The sequence below is a fragment of the Conexibacter sp. JCM 18997 genome, assembly GCF_055391915.1.
The window spans coordinates 3,906,502-3,928,669 of sequence record NZ_AP043885.1; the positions used below are offsets into that span (position 1 = coordinate 3,906,502).

Here is a 22,168-nt window from a genome sequence, read left to right on the forward strand (position 1 = left end):
ACATTCGGCCAACGAACCGGGTTCCGGCTCAAGCACCTGACTGTCTCGGTTAGGGTCGCGCCGTGTCCCGTCCCACCGTCGGCGCGGGCCGTCGGTGAGGCGACCACCTTGGGTGATCGTCGCGCTCTCGGCGGCCACGATCGCGCTCGTCACCATCACGATCCTCGCGCTTAGCGGCACCATCCTGTCCCGCGCGATCACCGTCGAGGGCACGCCCGGCGGCACGATCGAAGTGCTCTACTCGCGCGTCGGGCTGACCGATCTCGATCCCGCGCGCGTCCAGGCCGTCGAGACGACGATCGTCACCCGGGCGACGCTGCGCACGCCGTACACGTGGCGCCCCGATCGGCCGCTGGCGCCGGTGCCCGATCTGGCCGAGGGCGTGCCCCAGATCACCGACGGCGGGCGGCGTGTGACCATCCAGCTGCGCTCGGACGTGCGCTTCGCCCCGCCGGTCAACCGCCCCATCACCTCGGCCGACATCGCCTACGCGATCTCGCGGGCCTTCCGCCCCAGCGTCGACGGCGAGGTCGCGCGGCGCTGGTTCGCCGCCGTCGAGGGCGTCGATGCGGTGCGCCGGGGCGAGGCGGTCGTCGCCTCCGGGCTGCAGACGCCCGACGACCACACGCTCGTCGTCCAGCTGACCAAGCCCGCGGGGCGCGTGGTCGCCGAGGCGATGACGCTGGAGGTCGCCGCGCCGGTCCCGCGCGAGTACGCCCAGCCGTTCGACGATCGCCCGCGCTCGACCTACGCAGAGCACCAGGTGGCCAGCGGTCCCTACCGGCTGGCGGCGGCGCCCGACGGCCGTCTGCTCGATCCCGTGGCCGACCGGCTCCAGCTCGTGCGCAACCCCAACTGGGACGCCGACACCGACGACCGCCCGGCGTTCGTCGACCGCTTCGTCCTGCGGCTGCGCGCCGGCGACGCGGCGTCGGTGCTCGACGAGACGTTCCAGGGCCAGGGACGGATCGCGGCCGACGTGATCCCCGGATCCGCCGACCAGGTCCCGCCCGGCCGCGGCGACCAGCTCGTGGCCGGCCAGGCGGGCTCGACGACGTTCCTGGCCCTCAACGTGCAGGCCCGTCCGCTGGACGACGTCGCCGTCCGGCGCGCGGTCGTGGCCGCCGCCGATCGGCGCGCGCTGAGCCAGGGCTTCGGCGGCGTGATCGACGACCAGGTGGCGACGCACTGGATCCCGCCGGGCCTCCCCGGCTTCGAGCAGGCCGGCGGCACGCGCGGCGCGCCGCTGCCCTGGCTGGCCGACCCGCACGGCAGCGTGGCCACGGCGCGCGCGCTGCTGCGCCAAGCCGGCCCCGTCGAGGGCACCATCCGCATCGGCGTCCCCGGGCTGGCGGCCGCGGACGGCACGGTCGCCCGGTTCGTCGCGCGCCTGCGCGCCGTCGGCCTACGCGCCCGCATCGAGGAGATCGCTCCGGCCGACTACCTGGACCGCTGCCGAGCCGGCGGCGTCGACGGGCCGTCGTGCTTCTTCTCATGGGTGCCCGAGCTGCGCGATCCGCAGGCGATGCTCGAGCCGCTGTTCGGCGCCGACGCGGGCGCGACCAACCTGTCGCACCTGGACGATCCCGCGCTCGACCGGCGGATGGCCGACGCAGCGCGGCTGCAGGGCGCCGGCGACCGCGCGGCCGCCTGGGGTGAGATCGACCGCGACCTGGCCGCGCTGGCCCCCGGGGTGCCGATCGAGTGGTCCACCGACCTCAACGTCCGCTCGGCCGACGTGCGGGCCTACATCGACCCCGGAACCGGCAGTTGGGCGCTGCCCTACCTGTCGCGCGGATGAACGCGCCGGTCACCGTCCCCGCCCTGCTGGCCCAGCGCCGCTGGAGCGTCGCGCTGGTCGCATTGGTGACGCTCGCCTCGGTCGCGCTGCTCGTGGTCACCCCGCTGATCGTCGGGCAGGCCATCGACGAGATGCAGGCCGGCCGCGAGGACGCCGTCGTGCGCTCGGCCGTGCTCGTGCTGCTGACCGGTGGTGCGTCGGCGGTGCTGTCGTCGCTGCAGGGCTGGCTGGCCGGACGCCTGGCCCTGCGCATCGAGCGCGACCTGCGCGACCGGGTGTTCGCCCACCTGCAGGCGGTCGCGCCGGGCGTGCTCGGCCGCCGCCCCGTCGGCGAGCTGGTCGGCTACCTGACCACGGAGCTGATGCCGCTGTCGACGTTCGTCGGGCTCGGCTCGGCCAACCTGCTGCAGGGCATCGCGACGATCGTCTTCGCCGCCACGGTGATGCTCGTGCTCAATCCCCTGCTGGCGGTGCTGGCGCTATCGCCGGTCCCGGTCGCGGTGTTCGCGGTCTGGCGGTACGGCCGGGTGGTGCGCCCGGCGCTGCGCGAGCAACGCACGCGTCAGGCGCGCCTGGCCGGGTTGGCGCAGGAGACGCTGGACGGCGTCACGACCGTGCGCGCGTTCGGCCGCGAGGAGGCGCAGGACGCGCGGGTGCGCGCCGCCGCCGACCAGGCGCTGGACGCGGCCTTGCGCGTGGCCCGTCTCGATGCGCTGCTCGGTCCGACCGTACGGGTCCTGCCGCTGCTGGGCCAAGCGATCGTCGTCGTCGTGGGCGGCGCGATGGCCATCGCCGGCGACCTCTCCGTCGTCGACTTCGCCGTCTTCTACACCTACCTCGTGGTGCTGGTGCCCTCGATCCAGTCGACCGGCACGCTGCTCGGCCGCGCCCAGGACGCGGTCGCCTCCGCCAGCCGGGTCGACGACCTGCTGCGGGCACCCCACCAGACCGGGGGCGACACGCCGCTGCCGGCGGGGCCGCTGGGCATCGAGGTGGCGGCGGCCCGGGTCACCGGCGATGACGACACGGTGATCGTCGACGGCGCGGACCTGTCCGTCGCACCCGGCGCGACGGTGGCCATCGTCGGCGGGACCGGCTCGGGGAAGTCGACGCTGCTGTGGCTGGTCAACCGGCTCGTCGAGGCCGACTCCGGGGCGGTGCGGGTCGGCGACGCCCCGGTCGACGCGCTATCGCTGGCCACGCTGCGCGGCGCGATCGCGGTCGCCGCGGACGACAACTTCCTGTTCGCCGGGACGATCGCGGAGAACATCGCCTACGCGCAGCCCGACGCGCCCCACGAGGCGATCGAGCAGGCGGCCCGGCGGGCCGCCGCGCACGCGTTCGTCAGCGCGCTGCCCGACGGCTACGACACCGTGGTGGGCGAGCGGGGCATCGGGCTGTCGGGCGGACAGCGCCAGCGCATCGCGATCGCCCGCGCGCTGCTGTCGGCGCCCCGCTTGCTCGTGCTCGACAACGCCACCGGGAACCTCGACGCGCTGACCGAGGAGGCCGTGGTCGAAAGCCTCGGGGCCGAGGGCGATGACGCGCCCACGCGCCTGGTGGTCGCCTACCGGCCGTCCGTGCTGCGGCTGGCCGACGAGATCGTGGTGCTCGACGGCGGGCGCATCGTCGAGCGGGGAACGCACGACGAGCTGGTGGATCGCAGCGAGCGCTACCGCGACCTCGTGGGGCTGGCGTCGTGACGCCCACCGGACCTGCGCTGCTGCGCGAGCTGCTGGCGCCGCACCGCCTGGCGGTCACCGGCGCGTGCGTCGCCACCGTCGTCGCCGCGGCCAGCACGCTGGCGCTGCCCTACCTGGCCGGCCGGGTGATCAACACCGTCGTGGTGGCCGGCGACACGGCGCAGCTGCGCCTGCTCGCCGCGATCATCGGCGTGCTGCTCGTCGTCGCCTGGGTGGCCGGGCTGGCCGAGTCCTACCTGATCGCCGCGACCGGCCAGCGCGTGCTCGCCGGCCTCCGGGTGCGGCTGATCGACCACGCCCAGCGCCTGCCGATCAGCTACCACGACGGCGCCAGCACCGGTCGCCTGACCTCGCGCGTGACCAACGACGTGCAGTCGCTGCAGCAGCTCGTCGCCGGCGGCCTCAACCAGCTGCTGTCCGCGGTGCTGATCGTCGCCGGCACGGTCATCGCGATGCTCGTCCAGGACTGGCGCCTGGCCCTGGTCACCTTCTTCGCGTTCCCGCTGGTCGCGCTGCTGACGACGCTGTTCTCGCGGGCCGCCGCGGTGGCCTGGCGCCGGGCGGGCGGCACGCTGACCGGGCTGACCGCGTACGCGACCGAGACGATGGCGGCGCGGGCGATCGTCCGCACGTTCGCGCAGGAGGAGCGCCACCGCGCGCGCTTCGAGCAGCTCAACGACGACAACCGCGCCTCACACGACGTGGCCGCGGGCCTGACGCGCATCTTCCTGCCCTCGACCCAGCTCGTCGCGTCGCTGGCCGTGGCCATCGTCCTGCGGAACGGCGGGCGCGAGGCGATCGCCGGCGGGGTCGAGATCGGCACCGTGGTGGCCTTCACGGCCTACGTGGCCCAGGCGCTCGGGCCGCTGACCCAGCTGGGGTCGCTCGTCGGCTCGGCCCAGCAGGCGGGCGCCGGCCTGAGCGAGATCGCCCAGCTGCTGGGCGAGGAGGCCGACCCGGCGCTCGTCGAGGGCGCCCAGCGCCGCCCGTCGACGCACCCCGGCGCGGTCCAGGCCGACGGCCTGTGGTTCGCCTACGGCGACGAGAACTGGATCCTGCGCGACCTGTCGCTGCGCATCGATCCGGGCGAGACCGTCGCGCTGATCGGCCCGTCCGGCTGCGGCAAGAGCACCTTCGTCAAGCTTGTCGTCGGCTTCAACCTGCCCAACCGCGGGACGCTGCGCGTCGGCGGTGTCGACGTGCGCGAGCTCGACTGGCGCGCGGTCCGCAGCGAGATCGCCTACGTCACTCAGGAGCCGTTCCTGTTCGCGGGCACGGTGGCCGACAACCTGGTCTGGGCCAAGCCCGAGGCGACCCGCGACGAGCTGCGCGCGGCGGCCGACGGCGTCGGCGCGCTGGACGTGCTCGAGCGCCTGCCCCAGGGCCTGGACACCGAGGTCGGCGAACGCGGCGAGCGCCTGTCCGGCGGCCAGCGCCAGCTCGTCGCGCTGACCCGGGCGATGCTCGTCGACCCCGCGCTGCTGGTCCTCGACGAGGCGACCGCGTCGATCGACGTGGCCACCGAGGCACGTGTGCAGCGCGGCCTGGAGCGCCTGCGCGCGGGGCGCAGCGCGCTGGTCATCGCCCACCGCCTGACCACGATCCGCAGCGCGGACCGCATCGTCGTGCTCGACGCGGGCCACGTGGTCGAGGAGGGGACGCCGGCCGCGCTGCGCGCCGCCGGTGGCCGGTACGCGGCGCTCGAGCGCGCTGGGGAGCGGTCCGCGTGAGGCGGTGGATCACGGCCGGCGGGGCGGTCGTCGCGGCGCCCGCGGTGGCGCTGCTGGCCACCAACGCCTGGGTGCTGGCCACCACACGCGGGCGAGTGCACGCCGGCGTCGATGGCGTGCCGGCGCGCGAGCACGGGCTGGTCCCGGGGACCTCGCGCCTGACCCGCACCGGCCGCGAGAACCGGCACTTCGTCGCCCGCACGCAGGCCGCCGCCGACGCCTTCCACCGCGGGCGCGTGCGCACCGTGGTGGTCAGCGGCGGACCGCCGGAGGTGCGCGAGCTGACCGACGCGCTCGTCGCGCTCGGGGTGCCCGCCGCGGCGATCGTCGGCGACGACGCCGGCGTGGACACGCTGGCCACGGTCCGCTGGGCGGCCCGCCGCGGGGTGCGCGAGATCGTGCTCATCGGCCAGACCTGGCATGTTCCGCGCGCGCTGTTCCTGGCCGCGGCGCTGGGGGTCGACGCGGTCGCCTACGCGCCCTGCGGTGGCGCCTGCCGGCGGCTGCGCCGGCGCGAGTGGCTGGCCCGGGCGAAGGCGGCCGGGCAGGTGCTCAGCGGACGGCTGCGATGAGCGCTCCCGCGACCCTCGCGCTGCTGCAGCGCACGCCCACGGCGATCGAGCGGACTCTCCCGCTGCTCACGCGCGGTCAGCTGACGCCCTGGCTGCCGCCGGCCACGCTGGCGCTGGTCGACGCGCTGCTGGACGGCGTCGACAGCCCGGCCCCGCCCGGCGCGCAGGCCGAGGACGGGCTGGCGCCCGTGCGTCCGTCGTGGTTCGCCCGACCCACCCACGCCGCCTGGCGCCGGCTGGGCACGGCGATGCGCGCCGACCTCGGCCGAGCGCCCGTCGCCGCGTCCGGATACCGCTCGCCGGCCTACCAGGCGCTGCTCATCCTGTGGCTCGACGATCCGGCTCGCACGGAGACGCCGGCGCGCAGCGAGCACTGCCATCCGACGCACCACGCCGTCGACCTGACCACCCCGGCGATCAACGGCGGGCCGCCCGGCGCCTTCGCCGCGACGGACGAGTACCGCTGGCTGACCGACCACGCGGGCGCCTTCGGCTTCGTCCAGACCTACGACGCCGAGCCCTGGCACTGGCGCTACGCGGTCACGTAGCCCAGCTCGCGCGCGCGGCGGGTGAGCTCGTCGCGATGGCGCGGGTCGGCGATGGCGATCAGGCGGCGCGTGCGCTCGGCGATCGGCGTCCCGCGCAGCTCGGCCACGCCGTGCTCGGTGACCACCTTGTCGACGACGTTCTTCAGGGTCGTGACCGCCGCGCCGGGCTGCAGCTGCGGGACGATGCGGGAGATCTCGCCGTCGGCGCCGGCCGTGGAGCGCAGCACGATGAAGGCCTGGCCGCGCTCGGCGTACATCGCTCCGCGCCCGAAGTCGAGCTGGCCGCCGGTCGAGGACCAGTAGTGGCTGCCCAGGGACTCCGACGCGCACTGGCCGAGGAAGTCGACCTCGAGCGTCGCGTTGATGGCCACCATGTCGTCCTCCTGGCCGATCAGCCGCGAGTCGTTGGTCACGTCGACCGGCCAGAACTCGACGCCGCCGTTGTCGGCCACGAAGTCCCACAGCCGCGGCGACCCGTGCGTGCCGGTGGTGACGATCGTGTTGCGGTGCGTGCGCTTGCGCGTGCCGGTCACGGCGCCGGACTCGACGAGATCGACGAAGCCGTCGGCCAGGATCTCGGTGTGCACGCCGAGGTCGCGGTGGTCGTGCAGGCGGCTGAGCACGAGGCTGGGCACCGCGCCGATGCCGGCCTGCAGCGTCGCGCCGTCGGGGATCCGCTCGGCCACCAGCTCGGCGATGCGCGCGTCCAGCGCGTCGCCCGTGCGCTGGGGCAGCTCGGTGGGCGCGTAGTCGGCCTCGCACCAGCCGACGATCTGGCTGACGTGGATCTGGTTCTCGCCGAACGTACGCGGCATCTGCGGGTTGACCTCGACGAAGAACGGCGCGTGGCCGATCAGCGCGGCGCTGTAGTCGGCCTGCAGCCCGAGGGAGAAGTAGCCGTGGCGGTCGGGCGGGGCGACCGAGACGACGACCAGCGAGCACTTCGTGGTGGTGCGCAGCAGGCGCGGCACCTCGCTGAAGTTGTTGGGCACCAGGTCGCAGGCGCCGGTGTGGAAGGCGTCGCGGTCGGCCGGCGTCAGGAACCAGGAGACGTGACGCAGGCCGGGACCGCCGACGCCGAAGCAGGGCCGCGGGCGCAGCGGCAGCATCTGGTGGGCGCGCACGCCCTGCAGACGGTCGGCGGCGGCTTCGATCGCGTCGACGACGGTCCGCGGCTCGGCGTTGCCGGCGCCGACGATCACGTCGGCCCCCGGCGGGATGTGGTCGAGCACGCGGTCGGCGCTGGCCCGGCGCGCGGCGAGCAGAGAGGCGACGGTCACGGTCGCAACGCTATCCGTCGCCCCTCCCCAGACGCGCCGAGCCCGTGCATGGCGTCGCGGCTCTTGCTGCCCGCGACCCACGAGGGGGAGGCCCGTCGCCTGGGGAGGCATCCGGTCGTGGAGACACCATTCCGGGCCAACCTCAGCGGTTGCTCAAGATCCGGTGAAGATCCAACGAGCGTCCATACCCTGGTCAGCGAGCCATGCCCGAGGGAGACACGATCCACTACGCGGCCAACCGCATCCGGCCGCTGCTGGAGGGCGCGGTTCCCGACGAGCTGACCACGCCCCATCCGCGCTTCGGGGCCGACCGCTGGCCGCAGCGTCTGGCGGGCCGCGCGGTGACCAGCGTCGACGCCTACGGCAAGCACCTGTTCCTGCGCTTCGAGGACGACCTGGTGATCCACTCGCACCTGCGCATGACCGGCGGCTGGGGCACCTACCGCGAGGGCCAGCGCTGGCGGCGCTCGCCGCGGCGCGCCTGGCTGGTGGCGCGCGCCCGCGGCGGCGTGGTCGTGCAGTTCGACGGGCCGGTGCTGGAGCTGTTGACCGCGGCCCGGGCCCGCGCCCGCCTGGACATCTCCGCGCTCGGGCCCGACATCCTGGCCCCCGAGCTCGACGAGGACGCCTTCCTGCGGCGCCTGCGGGCCGACGACCCGACCCGACCGATCGGCGACGCGCTGCTGGATCAGCGCACGATCGCGGGCATCGGGAACCTGTGGAAGGCCGAGGGCTGCCACGCCGCGGCGATCGACCCGTGGCGCCCGACCGGCCAGGTGACCGACGCCGAGGCGCTGGCCATCGTCCACCAGACGCGCCCGCGCATGCAGCAGTCGGCCCTGGACGGGATGCAGGACCGCTGGCGGGTCGTCTACAAGCAGGCCGGCCGGCCCTGCCCGCGCTGCGGCACGACGATCCTGCGGCGCGGCATGGGCGACGACAACCGCACGACGTTCTGGTGTCCCGGATGCCAGACGTGAGCGTCCCGCCCGCGCGTCCGCGGCGCGTCGGCCACAAGGGCGCCGACCTGATCGCGCCCGGGAACACGCCCGCGTCGTTCGACGCGGCGCTGGCCGCCGGCGTCGACATGGTCGAGTTCGACGTGCTCTCCGAGCAGCTGGACGGCACCGGCGAGCTGTATCTGGCCCACGACTACTCCGCGCTGCGTGCCGGGACCGCGCCGACCCTGGCCGAGGGCCTGGCGCACCTGTCCGGCGCCGCGTTCGGCGGCCTGGAGTTCGATGTGGACCTCAAGCTCCAGGGCTACGAGCTGCGCGTGCTCGACGCGCTGCGCGAGCACGACCTCGTCGACCGCGTGCTCGTCTCGACGATGGAGGTCCCGTCGCTGGACCTGCTGCGGGCCACCGAGCCGGCGCTGCGCCTGGGCTGGTCGGTCCCGCGCCTGCGCAGCGACCCGATGGCCACCTGGTGGAAGCGCCCGGCGGCACTGGCCTGGGGGCTGAGCTACCGCGCCGCCCTGCCGCGCTACGCGGCCAAGGCGATCCGCGACGGCCGCGTCGACGCGCTGATGGCCAACTGGCGTCTGGTCACCCCCGCGCTGGTGCACCACATCCAGGCGGCGGGCGGCGAGCTGTACGTGTGGACGGTCGACGATGCGGCCACGATCGCCCGCATGGAGGCGCTCGGCGTCGACGCCGTGATCTCCAACGATCCGCGCCTGTTCGCGGGGTAGCACGGGTCGACAACGGCGCGGTGCGCGTCGAACTGCACGACACTGCGGCGCGCAAGCCGCTACCAATACCGGCCTGGCCCTGCCGAAAGGAGCAGTCTTGACCACATATGCCGCGCCGCGCCGGATGGTGCTGGCCGACACCCTGCCGGGAACGCGCGTCCGCGACGTCCTGCTGGTGCTCGGCGGCGCCCTCTTCATGGTGCTGATGGCGCAGATCTCGATCCACGTCCCACCGTCCCCCGTGCCGATCACCGGCCAGACGCTCGGCGTCGTGGTCTGCGGTGCCGCGCTGGGCGCCAACCGCGGTGTTCTCGCGATGGCCCTGTACGTCGTGATGGGCCTCTTCCTGCCCGTGTACGCCGACGGCAACTCCGGCCCCGAGATCATCTGGGGCGCCACCGGCGGCTACCTGATCGGCTTCATCGTCGCCACCTACGCGATCGGCTACCTGGCCGAGCGCGGCGGCGACCGCAAGATCCTCACCGCCTTCGCCACCTTCTGCGTCGGCCAGCTGATCGTCTTCGGGATCGGCGTGCCCTGGCTGAAGGTCTCGGCCGACATGGACTGGTCGACGGCCATCCACGACGGCTTCACGATCTTCATCGTCGGCGGGCTGATCAAGGCCGCCGTCGCCGCCATCGCGGTTCCCTCGGCCTGGCACCTGGTGCGCAAGGCCGACGGCAAGAAGTAGCGCAGGTCCTACCGCAGCAGGCAGGTCGCCGCGGAGTAGCCCTTCGGGTCGCTCCCGGCGCCGCTGCGGTGGCCGGCCTCGGTGAGCGCGCGGTCCGAGCGGACCACGCGCCGGCCGATCCGCCACTCGAAGTCCACGCGCCCGCGCAGGCGCAGCACCGTGCCGTCGGGCGCCTCGAAGCGGAACAGGAAGCCGCCCTGGCGACGCGCGCCCGGCTTGGGCCGGCCGACCGAGAAGAAGCCGGAGTCACCCTGGTCGATGAGGTTGTGCCACAGCCCGTCGGTCGGGTCCTTCCACTGGACCCGGACGCGCATGAAGAGCTTGACGGCCTTGCGCTGGGCCCCGGGCATCGAGGCGCGCACGCCGACCGCGTTGGGGTGGTCGGCGGTGTCGCAGACGTTGACCGTCGCCCACACGTCCGGCGTCGCGGCACCCGCGGTGCTCGGCAGGAGGAGGGCCAACAGAACGAGCGCAAGTCCCAGGCGGGCCATCGCGGCCACCATAGCGTCGCTCGGTCCGCGCCCCTTATGCTCCCTGCGGTGATGGGAGCGACCACGGAGGAGGCCGTCGCGCTACTGCGAGGCGTCGGCGTGTTCGAGACCCTGGCGGAGCCCGACCTGCAGCGCATCGCGCAGCTGGCCGTTCCGCGCAGCTTCGCCGCGGGCGAGGTGGTGTTCCGCGAAGGCGACACCAGCGACACGTGCTACGTCGTCTCCGCCGGCCACGCGCGGGCGATCCGCGAGCACGGCGACGGCCGCACGATCACGCTGGCCCACTTCGGCCCGGGCGACATCTTCGGCGAGCTGGCGATCTTCGACGACGAGAGCCGCTCGGCCACGATCGAGGCGCTCGACCCGCTGAGCACGATCGCCATCCTGGGCCCCGACTTCCGCCGCCTGCTCGACCAGCACGGCCAGATGGCGGTCAAGCTCGTCGTCGCGCTGGGGCGCCGGCTGCGCGAGGCCAACGAGCGTCTGGCCCGCCAGTCCTTCCAGACCGTGCAGAGCCGCGTGGCCACCGTCCTGACCGACCTGGTCGACAGCGCCCGCAAGGAGGGCGCGGGCGAGCGCGACGTGCTCGTCACCGTCACCCAGGCCGACATCGCCCAGCTGGCGGGCTCGTCGCGCGAGTCGGCCAGCCGCTTCCTGGCTGTGCTCGAGCGCGCCGGGGTCATCACCCAGGGGCGCGGCCGCATCGTCGTCAACGATCCCGGCGCCCTGCGTGGCTACGTCTACTGAGTTCTCGGCCGGCGGCGTGGTCATCCGCGGCGACGAGACGATCGTCATCGTCCCCACGCGGCGGGCCGCCAACGGTCGCGCCGTGGTGGCGCTGCCCAAGGGGCACGTGGACCCCGGGGAGACCGCGCCCGAGGCCGCCGCGCGCGAGGTGCGCGAGGAGGCCGGCGTCGACGCCGATCTCGTCGAGAAGCTCGGTGACGTGCGCTACTGGTACCAGCGCGACGGCCAGCGGATCGCCAAGGTCGTCAGCTTCTACCTGTTCGACTACCGCTCGGGCGACGTGGCCGATCACGACGCCGAGGTCGAGGAGGCGCGGTGGGTGCCGCTGGACGAGGCGCTGCAGCAGCTGACCTACCGGGGCGAGAAGGAGATGGTCCAGCGCGCCCTGGACCGAGTTCGGCGCTGAAACCGGGTAGAGTCCCGCCCCGCCTGTGCAGGTACTGAACTTCTACTCCCGGATCTTCGCCGACCAGCTCAAGCGTGGTCGCAAGACGGCCACCATCCGGCTCGGCGACAAGTCCCACAAGTACCGCAAGAACCAGCTGGTTCTGGTCACCATCGGCTACCAGTACTCGCCGCGTGAGCGCATCTTCGAGGCGGTCATCGATCAGGTCGAGGTCAAGCGCGTGCGCGAGCTGTCGCCGCGCGACATCGAGCACGACAACCCCGAGTTCCGCCGCCACGAGGAGATGATCCACTTCCTCGAGCAGATCTACGGGCGCGAGGTGTCGATGGACGACGTCGTGACGGTCGTGCGCTTCTCCCAGATCGTCGACTCGCCGACCGAGTTCACCGACCGCCGGTTGGGTATCGGCGGGGCACAGAACTAGCCGTTCGAATCCACCGATCGGAGCATTCAGCGCATCGTGCATGCGCCGAACACTCCGATCATGAGCTCCTCCACTTCTCACCGTCGTCGGGTCCCCCTGGGGCTCAAGCTCGGCGGCCTCAGCGCCATCTTGCTCGCCTTCATGGCGATCATCGTGACGTTGGCCGTCGTCGCGCTCGGCAAGGTGGCCGACAACGGCCACAAGACCTACGTCAACAGCGTGCAGCCGATGGCCGCGCTGTCCGACGCCCGCGCCACCTTCAACCTGAACCGGGCGCTGGCCTTCAAGCATCTGCTCGACGGCGACGCGCAGACGATGCGCGAGCTGCAGTCGACGATCGCCGCCAACTCCAAGAGCATCGACGCGCAGCTGGCCAAGGTCCGCCCGACGCTGATGACCGCGACCGGCAAGGCCGAGTTCGCCAACCTGACCGCCAACATCGCGCGCTACAACCCGCTGCGCGAGCGTCTGCTGGCGCTGTCGACCACCGGCGAGCGCGACGCGGCCTACGCCTACAGCGTGGCCAAGGTCACGCCGGCCGGGAACGCGGTCAACGCCGCCTTCGACAAGCTCGACGCGTCCAAGCAGGCCGTCGCCGCCGCGATGGACACCGACGCCCGGTCGACCTACACCAGCTCACGGGCCCTGGTGCTCGCCCTGCTGATCGGCGCGCTGGTGATCGGCGCGGTCCTGGCCTTCCTGCTGACCCGCTCCATCCGCCGCTCGGTGGCCGACCTGCGGTCGCGCCTGGACAGCCTGCGCACCCACTGCGTCGGCGGCCTGCGCAACGGCCTGGAGCACATGGCCGAGGGCGACCTGACCATCACCGTCACGCCGGTCACCCCGCTGATCGAGCGCATCACCCGCGACGAGCTCGGTGACGCCGCGATCGCCGTCAACGGCATCCGCGAGGCCACCGTCGGCTCCGTCGAGGCCTACAACGCCACGCGCGGTGCGCTGGGCGAGATGATCGGGGAGGTCTCGACCGTCGCCGGCACGATCGGCACGTCCAGCGGCGAGGTCGCCGAGACGTCGTCGGAGGCCGGCCGCGCGGTCGGCGAGATCGCCCACGCCGTGACCGACATGGCCGAAGGCGCCGAGCGCCAGGTGCGCATGGTCGAGGACGCCCGCGTCGCCGCCGAGGCGACCACGACCGCCGCCGAGCGGGCTCGCGAGCTCGTCGTCGACGGCGTCGGCGCCTCCGATCAGGCCACCGCCGCGATGGGCGCCGTCCGCGACGCCACGATCGAGGCCAGCGAGGCGATCCGTGCGCTGGCCGCGAAGTCCGACGAGGTGTCGGGCATCGCCGAGACGATCGGCGGCATCGCCGAGCAGACCAACCTGCTGGCGCTCAACGCGGCCATCGAGGCCGCCCGCGCCGGCGAGCAGGGCCGCGGCTTCGCCGTGGTCGCCGAGGAGGTCCGCAAGCTGGCCGAGGAGTCCCAGGACGCCGCCGGCTCGATCGCGGGGCTCATCGAGCAGATCCAGACCGAGACCGCGACCGCCGTGCGGGTCGTCGAGGAGGGCGCGCGTCGCTCCGACGAGGGCGCCGAGATCGTCGCCCAGGCGCGGGTCGCGTTCGACGAGATCGGCGAGGCCGTCAGCGACGTCGCCTGCCGCATCGAGGCGATCGCCACCTCGACGTCCGAGGTCGCCGCGGTGGCCGAGCAGTCGTCGGCCTCCACCGAGGAGGTCTCCGCCTCCACGCAGCAGACCAGCGCCTCGGCGCAGCAGATCGCCGCGTCGGCGCAGGAGCTGGCGCGCACGGCCAACGAGCTCGAGTCGCTCGTCGGCCGCTTCCAGCTGTCGGCGGCCTAGGCGCCGCCTGACTGAACGGGTTGGGCCGGCGCCGTGGTGGGGACCAACGGCGCCGGTTCCAGCTCTTCGGCTGCTGTCACGCGCTCGCTGCGCTGCGCCAGCTCCACGCTGACCAGCAGCACGAGATCGACCGCCAGGCCGAACACCGCGCCGAACTGCGACTCGACGAACGCGAACGAGCGCGTCAGGAAGATCGACACCAGCAGCGCGCGCTCGAACCACTCGAACGCCGTGGCCCGCTTGCCCTGACGCAGCGCGACCACGCCGATCAGCACGAGGATCCCCGACAGCGTCGACGAGCCGAGGCTCAGCCAGTTGATCGTCGAGAGGTCGCCGATGTCGTCGCTGACCGAGCCCTTCGCCGCGCCGCCCAGGTGCAGGCCGATCGACAGCACGAGCTCGAAGGTGAAGAACAGGCTCGTCGCGCCCCAGAAGACGAGCACGCCGATCACGATCGGGTCGAACGCGGGCTTGCGGGAGAACGTCAGGTACAGGTCGCGCGCCCGCTTGGCCTGGCGGGCGGGCCAGGCCGGGGGCTTGCTGGGGATCGCGTCCAGGCGGACCAGCAGCTCGCGCACCGGCGCGACCAGCGGATCGGCGGGATCGGCCTTGTCCAGCAGCCGCAGCGCCCGGTCCTTCTCGCGCTGGTCGAGGTCGTGGCGGGCCGCCTCGGAGACCAGGTCCAGCGCGTTGACGACGTACTCCATCTGCGTCAGCCCCCGGCGCTTGTCCAGCGCCCGGATGATCAGGTAGAGCCCGACGAAGACCAGGTAGATGAGCGCCGCGGCGGGCTGGAAGAAGTAGTTGTTGTCGGAGGTGATGAACTTGCCGAGCTCGTCGATGAAGAACCCGAACCCGACGCCGCCGATGATCGCCGCCGGCCGGCGCACCCCGCGGTTGAGGTAGATCAGCAGCAGGCCGATCGCGATCACCATGAAGATGCCGCCGTACAGCAGGTGCGCGATGTGCAGTCCGCCGCCGCCGAGCTGCGGGTAGTTGGTGGCCCACAGCTGCGTGCGGATGACCAGGACGGTGGTCACGCCGGCGACCAGGAACGTCTCCAGCAGCGAGATGAAGTCGACGTCGCGGGTGGGATGTCGCAAGAGGCGGACCTGCATGGCGCGCGAGCCTAACGCGGAGGTCGTGAACAAGTCGTTTGGCACTCTTGAGGCGAGAGTGCCAAGACTGCTAGCATCGACGACGTGTTTGGCACTCTGAATGGTCGAGTGCCAACTGGTCCCACCCGCACCGGAGGTAACCGAGAATGAGCTTGAAGCTCAAGCCGCTGGGCGATCGCCTGATCGTCCAGGCGATCGACGAGGAGCAGACGACCGCTAGCGGTCTCGTGCTCCCCGACACCGCCAAGGAGAAGCCCCAGAAGGGCAAGGTCCTGGCTGTCGGCGACGGCAAGTACGACGAGGACGGCGAGAAGCGCATCCCGCTCGACGTCGCCGTTGGCGACGAGGTCCTGTACTCCAAGTACGGCGGCACCGAGATCAAGGTCGACGGCGAGGACCTGCTGGTCCTGCGCGAGTCCGACGTCCTCGCCAAGGTCGAGTCTTAGGAGATTTGAGAGACACATGGCACACAAGGAACTGAAGTACGACGTCGACGCGCGCAACGCCCTGCAGGCTGGCGTGGACGCCGTCGCCAACGCCGTCAAGGTGACGCTCGGCCCCAAGGGCCGCTACGTCGTCCTCGACAAGAAGTTCGGCGCCCCCACCATCACGAACGACGGCGTGACCATCGCTCGTGAGATCGAGGTCGAGGACGTCTTCCAGAACCAGGGCGCGCAGCTCGTCCGCGAGGTCGCCACGGCGACCAACGACGTGGCCGGCGACGGCACGACGACCGCGACCGTGCTGGCCCAGGCCATCGTTCGCGAGGGCCTGAAGAACGTCGCTGCTGGTGCCAACCCGCTTGAGCTCAAGCGCGGCATCGAGAAGGCCGTCGACCAGGTCGTCGACTACATCAAGAACATGGCCACCGAGGTCAACGGCAAGGAGCAGATCGCCCGCGTGGCGACCATCTCCGCCGGCGACGAGGAGATCGGCGACGTCATCGCCGACGCCATCGAGAAGGTCGGCAAGGACGGCGTCGTGAACGTCGAGGAGGGCCAGACGTTCGGCCTCGATCTCGAGTTCACCGAGGGCATGCAGTTCGACAAGGGCTACATCTCCCCGTACCTGGTCACCGACCAGGATCGCCAGGAGGCCGTGCTCGAGGATCCCTACATCCTCATCGCCAACTCGAAGATCGGCGCCGTGCGGGACCTGCTGCCCGTGCTGGAGCAGGTCATCCAGGCCGGCAAGCCGCTCCTGATCATCGCCGAGGACGTCGAGGGCGAGGCCCTCGCGACGCTCGTCGTGAACAAGCTGCGTGGCACCTTCACCTCCGTCGCCGTCAAGGCGCCGGGCTTCGGTGACCGCCGCAAGCGCATCCTCGAGGACATCGCCATCCTGACCGGCGGCGAGGTCATCACCGAGGACCTCGGGCTGAAGCTCGAGAACACGCAGGTCTCGCAGCTGGGCCGGGCCCGCCGCGTGGTCGTCGCCAAGGACAACACGACGATCGTCGACGGCGCGGGCGATGTGGAGGCCATCAAGGGCCGCATCAACCAGATCAAGGGCGAGATCGAGTCGACCGACTCGGACTTCGACCGCGAGAAGCTGCAGGAGCGCCTGGCCAAGCTGTCGGGTGGCGTCGCCGTCGTCAAGGTCGGCGCGGCCACCGAGACGGAGGTCAAGGAGAAGAAGCACCGTGTCGAGGACGCCCTTCAGGCGGCCCGCGCGGCGCTCGAAGAGGGCATCGTGCCCGGCGGTGGCGTCGCGCTCCTGCGCGCCGCGGACGCCGTCACGGCCGACGCGTGGGAGGACGACCAGCGCACGGGTGCGCGCATCGTCGTCCGCGCGCTGGAGGAGCCGCTGCGTCAGATCTCCTTCAACGCCGGCCTCGAGGGCTCGGTCGTCGTCAACGACGTCCGCAAGGCCACCGGCAACGAGGGCCTGAACGCGGCCACCGGCGAGATCGTCGACCTGGTCAAGGCCGGCGTCGTGGATCCCGTCGTGGTCACCCGCTCGGCGCTGCAGAACGCCGCGTCGATCGCCAAGAACATCCTGACGACCGAGGCGATCGTCGCCGAGATCCCGGACAAGGATGGCGGCGGCGGCGGTGGCATGCCCGACATGTCGGGGATGATGTAGGCCGCTTCGGCTTACCGCTGACTCAGTCGTATCGAGGGCCCGGCGCTTGCGCCGGGCCCTCGTCGTTTCTGGAGGTGCCCGTCGCTGGCCTGCCCCGGCGCTACGGGTGCAGCTGCGCCCAGGCGCGGGCCATCTCGACGCGCTCCTTGCCCGACGGGTGGCTGTCCAACAGGAAGTGCCACCAGCCCGGCGGGTCGGGGTCCGACAGGCCCTTGCGGGTGAAGTTCACGAACAGCCCCTCCATCGCCTTGGGGTCCTTGGTCGCCTGCAGCGCGGTCCAGTCGGCCTCGGCCTCGTAGCGGCGGGTGGTGACCGAGTTCAGCGGCGTCAGCAGCAGCCCGCAGACGACGAACACGAGCACGGCCAGCGGGACCGCCGCGGCCTCGCCCATGCCGCCGCGGCGGCGCGTGAGCAGCGCGATGATCAGCGCCGTCGGGACGATCGTGATCGCGAACCAGCCGATGCCCTTGCCCAGGTGGCGGTGGGCCAGGTGGCCGACCTCGTGGCCGAGCGTGACGCGCACCTGGTCGCGGGGGAAGTCCTCGGCCAGCGTGTCGAACAGCACCACGCGCTGGGACGGCCCCAGACCGGTGGCGAACGCGTTGGGCTGGCTGGTGAACTCGCGCACGTCCATCACCTGCAGCGGGATGTGGCGCTTGACGCCCTCGATCTTGGCCAGCCGGTCGACCTCGTTCTGGGCCCAGGCCGGCGGCTTGTGCAGGCCGGCGATCAGCGCCGTGCCGCTGAAGGTCAGCAGCGCCATCACGCCGACGAACGCGGCCGCCGCGGGCAGCCACCAGGCCGAGCGCAGCAGGCGGGCCAGGCCCATCGCGACCAGCAGGACGATGCAGATCGACAGGAACGTCCCGCCCAGCGACAGGAAGTCCTGCAGCAGCGCCTCGGCGTAGCCGATCGTCACCACGTCGTGGTCCTTCAGCCACCAGAGCTCGACGACCGTGAACGGAAGCTGGACCAGCCACAGGATCGCGAAGCCGAGCATGCCGAGCAGGAAGCCCGTGCCGATCGGCCCGGCGGCGGACTCGCGCGCGAACCGCGCGCCGCGCCAGGCGTACAGGCTCAGCACGATCAGCTCGACGACGATGCCGAGGATCGTCATCACGCGGATGAACGCCTCGAACGACTTTGCCTTGTCCACCGCGTCGGCGCCGAACGTCTCGTCGACGTCGACCGCCGGCGTCGGCAGGCCACCCGGGACGATCGTCGCCCACAGCGCGCGGCCGCCGATCACCGCCGCGATCACGACCGCGACGGCCGCCGCGATCCACAGGCCGCGGCGGACGGCGGGGCTCGGGTTCACCTAGACGGACTCCGGGTTGGTCGGCCAGTCCCGGCTGGGGACGGGCGGCTCCCAGCCCGCGGGCGCGGCACCGGGCGGCGGCGGAGCGGGCGGCGGCACGGGCGCTGGGTCCCAGCCCGAGGGCGCGGCCGGTGACTCCGCGACCGGCACAGGACCGGTGGCCAGCGTCGGACCGGCGTAGGGGTAGCGGTCGGTGGCGATCAGGTAGTACGCGCTGGTCTGCGCGTCGTAGCGCAGGCCGTACGCGATCAGGTCGCGCAAGCCCGCGGGCATCTTCGCGGTGAACAGGCCGACGAACCAGGCGCCGACCGCCGCGATCAGGATCACGCTGAACAGCGCGCTGGCCAACAGCCAGGCCGGTATGGCCAGGAAGACGCGAAAGAACGTGACCCAGCGGTTCTGGCGCGCGCTGGGATCGGCCTGCAGATCGATCGGATAGCTGCCCGCGGCGCCGACGAACCCGGGGAACGGGTTGCCGCCCAGCGAGAGGAAGGCGTAGATGTGCAGGCGGTAGCGCACGTAGGCCATCGTGAAGCGCTGCAGCGCATCGGGACAGCGGCCGGTGAACAGGGCCGCGAACCAGTTGATGATCGCCACGAAGAACATGACGATCGACCACAGGATCAGCCAGAGCAGATGCGGCAGGAAGAGCAGGCCGCGGAAGAACACCGTCAACCGGCTGCGGCGCAGGTCGTCCTCGACGGTCACGCGCACGGGGTGCTCGGGACCCGGCACGGGCTGCGAGAGCGCCGGAGCGCTGTTGGGGTAGGCGCCCGTGACCATCACCAGGTAGGCGTAGACCTGCGCGGAGTAGCCGATCGCGTACACGGTCAGGTCGCGCAGGCCGGTGGTGGTGCGGCCCCGAGCCATGATCACGAACCACGCGCCGATCGCGGCCAGGAGCACCACGCCGACGCTGCCGGCGGAGTCCCAGGAGGCCCCGGACGACGAGTCGTTGGAGGTTGAGTAGGAGCCTCCGCCCCCGCCGCCCCCGAGCAGAGCCCCGGCCAGGACGTAGGGCGGCAGGAACAGGATCCCGCGGAAGAAGATCGTCCACCGGTTCTGGCGCGTCTTCTCCGGGAGGACGACGTCGACCGGGTACTCGCGCTCGCCCAGCAGCCCGGTGGGCCAGGGGTTCGCGGCCAGGCAGAGGTAGCCGTACAGCTGCACCGAGTAGCGGATGTAGGCGCTGTAGAAGCCCTGCATGCCCGTCGAGCCGCCCACGATCAGGGCCCACACCCACTGCACCGGCAGGGCCACGACGATGCCGATGCCCCAGATCGTCCACCAGATCGCGTGCGGGATGAACAGGATGACCCGGAAGAACGTGGTCAGACGACTGCGCTCCAGGTCGGTGTCGCGCAGGACGATCTGGATGGGATGCGTGGGCGGGTTCATGAGTCGATCGCTGCGTACCCTTTCAGGACCTGTGGATGCACGTGTGATTTCGACCGGTCGGGTGACCGAGCTGCACCGCTGGCCGGTCAAGTCGATGGCCGGCGAGCCGGTCGACGCGCTGCGCGTGGATCTGCGTGGCGCGGGCGGCGACCGCACCCACGCCATCACCCACGAGCACAAGGGCGAGACGAAGCCGCTGACCGCCCGCGAGGCACCGCGCCTGCTGGCCTGGCGCGCCTCCTACGAGGGCGCCGACGTCGACCCCGGCGCACCCCCGACGGCGCGCCTCACCGCTCCCGACGGGTCGACCTACGCCTGGGAGGACGCGGCGCTCCCGGCCGCGCTGAGCGCCGACCTGGGCCGCGATGTCGGGCTGCGTCGCGAGGCGTGGGGGCAGCAGGACCTGGGCGAGTCGGTGCTGGTCACGACGAGCGCGACGCTCGCGGCGGTCGAGGCCGAGCTGGGCCGGCCGATCGACCTGCGCCGCTTCCGCACGAACATCCACGTCGAGCTCGACGCGCCGGCCTACGCCGAGAACGGCTGGGAGGGCGCGCGGATGATCGTCGGCGACCTCGAGCTGGAGCTGATGTGGCCGTGCGTGCGCTGCGCGATCCCGACCCGCGATCCCGACAGCCAGGTCAAGTGGGCGCAGTTGCTGCGGCACCTGACGCGCGAGCACGGCGGGTGGTTCGGCATCAACGCCCGCCCGGTCGGCTCGGCCACGATCCGCCAGGGCGACGCCGTGCACGTCGTGTCGCCTTGAAACTTGCCATCGTCAAACGTTGTCGAGAACAAGTACCATCACAGGCATGTCCACCATCGCTCCGGCTCGCGCATCCGCGGCGAGCGAAGCCTGGGTGTTGATCGCCGAGCTGTTCGTCAGCCAGCGCACCCGGACCATGTGCGTCAGCTCCGAGTTCGATCTGGCCCCGGGCCAGCTGCACGCGTTGAAATGGCTGGATCCCGAGTCGCCCAAGCCGATGCGCGACCTGGCCGCGGCCCTGGCCTGCGACAACTCCAACGTCACGGGCATCATCGACCGCCTGGAGGATCGCGGGCTGGTGGAGCGGCGCGCCGCCGCGCACGACCGGCGCGTGAAGATGCTCGTCGTCACGCCCAAGGGGCAGGAGCTGCGCCGCCAGATCAAGGAGCGCATGGAGCAGGCGCCCCCGCAGCTGCTGCGCCTCTCGCCCGACGAGCAGGGCGCCCTGCGCGACCTGCTGCGCAAGGCGCTCGACAAGCCGTCTGACTGACCTCAGGCCACGTCGCTGACGGCCCGCGGGCCCTCGCCGACGTACTTCGCCGTCGGGCGGATCAGCCGTCCCTCGCGCTTCTGCTCGAGGATGTGCGCCGACCAGCCGGCCACCCGTGCGCAGGTGAACATCGGCGTGAACAGCGGCGCCGGAACCTCGGCCATGTCGAGGATCACCGCCGACCAGAACTCGACGTTGGTGGCCAGCACGCGGTCGGGCCGGCGGGCCTTGAGCTCGGCCAGCGCCGCCTGCTCCAGCGCCTCGGCCACCTCGTAGCGCGTCGAGCCCAGCTCGGCCGCGGTGCGGCGCAGCACGCGGGCCCGCGGGTCCTCCGCGCGGTACACGCGGTGGCCGAAGCCCATCAGCCGCTCACCCCGGTCGAGCGCGTCCTTGACCCACCGATCGGCGTCGCCCAGCGCCTCGACCTCGTCGAGCATCTTCAGCACGCGCGACGGCGCGCCGCCGTGCAGCGGGCCGCTCAGCGCACCCACCGCGCCGCTCAGCGCGGCGGCCACGTCGGCACCGGTCGAGGCGATCACCCGGGCCGTGAAGGTCGAGGCGTTCATGCCGTGCTCGGCGGCGCTGATCCAGTAGGCGTCGATCGCCTTGACGTGGCGTGGGTCGGCCTCGCCCCGCCAGCGGATCAGGAAGCGCTCGGGGATCGACGTGGCCTTGTCGACCTCGGTCTGGGGCACCGGCGGCCGGCCCGCGCCGCGCGCCGACTGGGCCACGAACGACAGCGCCATCACCGACGCGCGGGCCAGGTCCGTGCGGGCCTGCTCGTCGCTGATGTCGATCAGCTCCTCAAAGCCCCACTCGGGCGCCAGCATGGCCAGCGCGGCCTGCACGTCGACGCGGGCGTTGCCCGAGCGCACGGTCAGCGGCCACGGCTCGGCCGGCGGGAGGCCCGGGTGGAGGCTGCCGTCGACCAGCAGGCCCCACACCTGCTCGTAGGGCACCGCACCGACGAGGTCCTCGATGTCGACGCCGCGGTAGCGCAGCGCCCCGCCGGCCCGGTCGGGCTCGGCGATCGTCGTGGCGAAGGCGACGACGCCCTCAAGTCCGGACTGGACCTCGGAATCGGTGCTCATG

At 72.5% G+C, this 22,168-nt stretch carries 22 protein-coding genes; 16 read left to right on the forward strand and 6 right to left on the reverse strand.

Going from position 1 to position 22,168, the window contains the following annotated elements; genetic code table 11:
• Nucleotides 1-94 precede the first annotated feature (94 nt).
• Genes ACZ5UI_RS19645 through ACZ5UI_RS19665 form a run of 5 tightly spaced genes read left to right on the forward strand, consistent with a single transcriptional unit; the run spans nucleotide 95 to nucleotide 6,354 of the window.
• Entirely contained in the window at nucleotides 95-1,801 is a 1,707-nt protein-coding gene (locus ACZ5UI_RS19645; RefSeq protein ID WP_464190103.1) for an ABC transporter substrate-binding protein, read from the forward strand.
• Nucleotides 1,798-3,504, forward strand: a complete 1,707-nt coding sequence (locus ACZ5UI_RS19650; RefSeq protein WP_464190106.1) for an ABC transporter ATP-binding protein — start codon at nucleotides 1,798-1,800, stop codon at nucleotides 3,502-3,504. The genes ACZ5UI_RS19645 and ACZ5UI_RS19650 overlap by 4 nt, the downstream gene beginning before the upstream one ends.
• Nucleotides 3,501-5,234: an ABC transporter ATP-binding protein gene (locus ACZ5UI_RS19655; protein ID WP_464190108.1), complete on the forward strand. Its 1,734-nt coding sequence runs from the start codon at nucleotides 3,501-3,503 to the stop codon at nucleotides 5,232-5,234. The genes ACZ5UI_RS19650 and ACZ5UI_RS19655 overlap by 4 nt, the downstream gene beginning before the upstream one ends.
• Nucleotides 5,231-5,806, forward strand: a complete 576-nt coding sequence (locus tag ACZ5UI_RS19660; protein ID WP_464190110.1) for a SanA/YdcF family protein — start codon at nucleotides 5,231-5,233, stop codon at nucleotides 5,804-5,806. Before ACZ5UI_RS19655 ends, ACZ5UI_RS19660 begins: the two co-directional genes overlap by 4 nt.
• Nucleotides 5,803-6,354, forward strand: a complete 552-nt coding sequence (locus tag ACZ5UI_RS19665; protein ID WP_464190112.1) for a D-alanyl-D-alanine carboxypeptidase family protein — start codon at nucleotides 5,803-5,805, stop codon at nucleotides 6,352-6,354. Before ACZ5UI_RS19660 ends, ACZ5UI_RS19665 begins: the two co-directional genes overlap by 4 nt.
• Here ACZ5UI_RS19665 and ACZ5UI_RS19670 read toward each other — a convergent pair.
• A complete protein-coding gene (locus ACZ5UI_RS19670; RefSeq protein ID WP_464190116.1) occupies nucleotides 6,339-7,634 on the reverse strand; it encodes an acetyl-CoA hydrolase/transferase family protein in 1,296 nt (431 codons plus the stop codon). The genes ACZ5UI_RS19665 and ACZ5UI_RS19670 overlap by 16 nt on opposite strands.
• A gap of 203 nt (nucleotides 7,635-7,837) precedes the next feature.
• On the opposite strand from ACZ5UI_RS19670, the gene ACZ5UI_RS19675 reads away from it, so the two are divergent.
• From ACZ5UI_RS19675 to ACZ5UI_RS19685, 3 genes are all read left to right on the forward strand, one after another.
• Nucleotides 7,838-8,614, forward strand: a complete 777-nt coding sequence (locus ACZ5UI_RS19675) for an Fpg/Nei family DNA glycosylase (RefSeq protein ID WP_464190118.1) — start codon at nucleotides 7,838-7,840, stop codon at nucleotides 8,612-8,614.
• The gene (locus ACZ5UI_RS19680) at nucleotides 8,611-9,327 is read left to right on the forward strand and encodes a glycerophosphodiester phosphodiesterase (RefSeq protein ID WP_464190120.1); all 717 of its coding nucleotides are present in this window, start codon (nucleotides 8,611-8,613) and stop codon (nucleotides 9,325-9,327) included. The genes ACZ5UI_RS19675 and ACZ5UI_RS19680 overlap by 4 nt, the downstream gene beginning before the upstream one ends.
• A 97-nt stretch (nucleotides 9,328-9,424) precedes the next feature.
• Complete coding sequence (locus ACZ5UI_RS19685; protein WP_464190122.1) at nucleotides 9,425-10,018, forward strand: biotin transporter BioY; 594 nt, start codon at nucleotides 9,425-9,427, stop codon at nucleotides 10,016-10,018.
• A gap of 8 nt (nucleotides 10,019-10,026) precedes the next feature.
• Here ACZ5UI_RS19685 and ACZ5UI_RS19690 read toward each other — a convergent pair whose 3' ends face one another.
• Entirely contained in the window at nucleotides 10,027-10,509 is a 483-nt protein-coding gene (locus tag ACZ5UI_RS19690) for a hypothetical protein (protein ID WP_464190124.1), read from the reverse strand.
• A 51-nt stretch (nucleotides 10,510-10,560) separates the two neighbouring features.
• Between ACZ5UI_RS19690 and ACZ5UI_RS19695 the strand changes: the two genes are divergently transcribed.
• The 4 genes from ACZ5UI_RS19695 (at nucleotide 10,561) to ACZ5UI_RS19710 (ending at nucleotide 13,904) form a co-directional block, all read left to right on the forward strand.
• Nucleotides 10,561-11,256 (forward strand): Crp/Fnr family transcriptional regulator, encoded by a 696-nt coding sequence (locus tag ACZ5UI_RS19695; protein WP_464190126.1) that lies wholly within the window; start codon nucleotides 10,561-10,563, stop codon nucleotides 11,254-11,256.
• Nucleotides 11,240-11,662: an NUDIX hydrolase gene (locus ACZ5UI_RS19700; RefSeq protein ID WP_464190128.1), complete on the forward strand. Its 423-nt coding sequence runs from the start codon at nucleotides 11,240-11,242 to the stop codon at nucleotides 11,660-11,662. Before ACZ5UI_RS19695 ends, ACZ5UI_RS19700 begins: the two co-directional genes overlap by 17 nt.
• 25 nt (nucleotides 11,663-11,687) lie before the next feature.
• Nucleotides 11,688-12,086, forward strand: a complete 399-nt coding sequence (locus ACZ5UI_RS19705) for an ASCH domain-containing protein (protein ID WP_464190130.1) — start codon at nucleotides 11,688-11,690, stop codon at nucleotides 12,084-12,086.
• A gap of 141 nt (nucleotides 12,087-12,227) precedes the next feature.
• Complete coding sequence (locus tag ACZ5UI_RS19710) at nucleotides 12,228-13,904, forward strand: methyl-accepting chemotaxis protein (protein WP_464190132.1); 1,677 nt, start codon at nucleotides 12,228-12,230, stop codon at nucleotides 13,902-13,904.
• Here the strand turns inward: ACZ5UI_RS19710 and ACZ5UI_RS19715 are convergent.
• Nucleotides 13,901-15,022 carry a hypothetical protein gene (locus tag ACZ5UI_RS19715; RefSeq protein WP_464190134.1) on the reverse strand — a complete coding sequence of 374 codons (1,122 nt, stop codon included), beginning with the start codon at nucleotides 15,020-15,022 and terminating at the stop codon, nucleotides 13,901-13,903. The genes ACZ5UI_RS19710 and ACZ5UI_RS19715 overlap by 4 nt on opposite strands.
• Nucleotides 15,023-15,168: 146 nt before the next feature.
• Here ACZ5UI_RS19715 and groES point away from each other — a divergent pair, with 146 nt between their 5' ends.
• A complete protein-coding gene (gene groES / locus ACZ5UI_RS19720; protein WP_464190136.1) occupies nucleotides 15,169-15,468 on the forward strand; it encodes a co-chaperone GroES in 300 nt (99 codons plus the stop codon).
• Between the two features lie 16 nt (nucleotides 15,469-15,484).
• Nucleotides 15,485-17,107 carry a chaperonin GroEL gene (gene groL, locus ACZ5UI_RS19725; protein WP_464190138.1) on the forward strand — a complete coding sequence of 541 codons (1,623 nt, stop codon included), beginning with the start codon at nucleotides 15,485-15,487 and terminating at the stop codon, nucleotides 17,105-17,107.
• Between the two features lie 100 nt (nucleotides 17,108-17,207).
• Here the strand turns inward: groL and ACZ5UI_RS19730 are convergent, their stop codons facing one another.
• Together ACZ5UI_RS19730 and ACZ5UI_RS19735 are read right to left on the reverse strand one after the other, a co-directional pair.
• A complete protein-coding gene (locus tag ACZ5UI_RS19730; RefSeq protein WP_464190140.1) occupies nucleotides 17,208-18,425 on the reverse strand; it encodes a M48 family metalloprotease in 1,218 nt (405 codons plus the stop codon).
• On the reverse strand, nucleotides 18,426-19,823 hold the full coding sequence (locus ACZ5UI_RS19735; protein ID WP_464190142.1) for a DUF4389 domain-containing protein: 1,398 nt from the start codon (nucleotides 19,821-19,823) through the stop codon (nucleotides 18,426-18,428). It lies immediately after the preceding gene.
• Nucleotides 19,824-19,884: 61 nt separating this feature from the next.
• On the opposite strand from ACZ5UI_RS19735, the gene ACZ5UI_RS19740 reads away from it, so the two are divergent.
• Entirely contained in the window at nucleotides 19,885-20,586 is a 702-nt protein-coding gene (locus ACZ5UI_RS19740) for an MOSC domain-containing protein (RefSeq protein ID WP_464190144.1), read from the forward strand.
• A 46-nt stretch (nucleotides 20,587-20,632) separates the two neighbouring features.
• Nucleotides 20,633-21,076 carry a MarR family winged helix-turn-helix transcriptional regulator gene (locus ACZ5UI_RS19745; protein ID WP_464190146.1) on the forward strand — a complete coding sequence of 148 codons (444 nt, stop codon included), beginning with the start codon at nucleotides 20,633-20,635 and terminating at the stop codon, nucleotides 21,074-21,076.
• 2 nt (nucleotides 21,077-21,078) lie between these two features.
• On the opposite strand, the gene ACZ5UI_RS19750 is transcribed toward ACZ5UI_RS19745, so the two are convergent.
• Entirely contained in the window at nucleotides 21,079-22,167 is a 1,089-nt protein-coding gene (locus tag ACZ5UI_RS19750; protein ID WP_464190148.1) for a citrate synthase 2, read from the reverse strand.
• Nucleotide 22,168 lies beyond the last annotated feature (1 nt).